Source organism: Alistipes sp. AM16-43 (assembly GCF_003435745.1).
GTDB lineage: Bacteria > Bacteroidota > Bacteroidia > Bacteroidales > Rikenellaceae > Alistipes > Alistipes onderdonkii.
Genome location: NZ_QTUQ01000016.1, coordinates 2,501 through 3,595, shown reverse-complemented (window position 1 = coordinate 3,595; position 1,095 = coordinate 2,501). Strand labels below are relative to the sequence as shown.

2 tRNA genes and 1 rRNA gene (1 of these 3 running past the window's edge) are annotated in these 1,095 nt (G+C 49.9%); all 3 read left to right on the top strand.

What is annotated here, in order from left to right:
* Positions 1-150 precede the first annotated feature (150 nt).
* Positions 151-224 (top strand) — tRNA-Ile (locus DW189_RS14030).
* 10 nt (positions 225-234) lie between these two features.
* Positions 235-308, top strand: a tRNA-Ala gene (locus DW189_RS14025).
* Positions 309-398: 90 nt separating this feature from the next.
* A 23S ribosomal RNA gene (locus DW189_RS14020) occupies positions 399-1,095 on the top strand; it runs 2,175 nt beyond the window's last position.

Sequence of the window (1,095 nt, the reverse complement as noted above, 5' to 3'; positions counted from 1 at the left end):
TCGTAACAAGGTAGCCGTACCGGAAGGTGCGGCTGGAACACCTCCTTTCTGGAGAGTGTGACTATTTCGTCAACAGATAAGTCTCATTCTTTTCTCTCGAATTAACCTGTAATTTTTATGTTATACCGAGTGGGGCCTTCCCGCGGATACAGTCCCGTAGCTCAGTTGGTTAGAGCACTACACTGATAATGTAGGGGTCTGCGGTTCAAGTCCGCACGGGACTACACCGAACTCGGGGGATTAGCTCAGTTGGCTAGAGCACCTGCTTTGCAAGCAGGGGGTCAAGGGTTCGACTCCCTTATCCTCCACTCAGGTCGAGGATTCGACCAGCGTTCATTGACATATTTAAGGAGATGAGATAAAGTTCCGATAACTACAATAGGGGATATCGGAAATGTAAGAAAGTAATAAAGGGCGTATGGGGGATGCCTAGGCTCTTGGAGGCGAAGAAAGACGTGGTAAGCTGCGATAAGCCTCGGGGATTTGCAAACGAGAATTGATCCGAGGATTTCTGAATGGGACAACCCGGCAGGCAGAAGGCCTGTCACACGAAAGTGGGCCAACCCTCTGAACTGAAACATCTTAGTAGGAGGAGGAAAAGAAAGAAACATCGATTTCCTAAGTAGCGGCGAGCGAACGGGAAACAGCCTAAACCACAATTGTTACGGCAACTGTGGGGTTGTAGGACTGCAATATTCAAATGACTGTGAACTGGAATGTTCTGGAAAGTTCATCCATAGAGAGTGAAAGACTCGTACAGGCAAGCACGTCAGGCGATAGCAGTATCCTGAGTAGGGCGGGACACGAGGAATCCTGTCTGAATCCGCCGGGACCACCCGGTAAGGCTAAATACTCCCAAGAGACCGATAGTGAACCAGTACCGTGAGGGAAAGGTGAAAAGAACCCCGAACAGGGGAGTGAAATAGAACCTGAAACCATACGCTTACAACCTGTCGGAGCGGCTTCGTGCCGTGACGGCGTGCCTATTGAATAATGAGCCTACGAGTTACTAATCACTGGCAAGGTTAAGTGCACGGATGCACGGAGCCGAAGCGAAAGCGAGTCTGAACAGGGCGTTTAGTCAGTGGTTGTAGA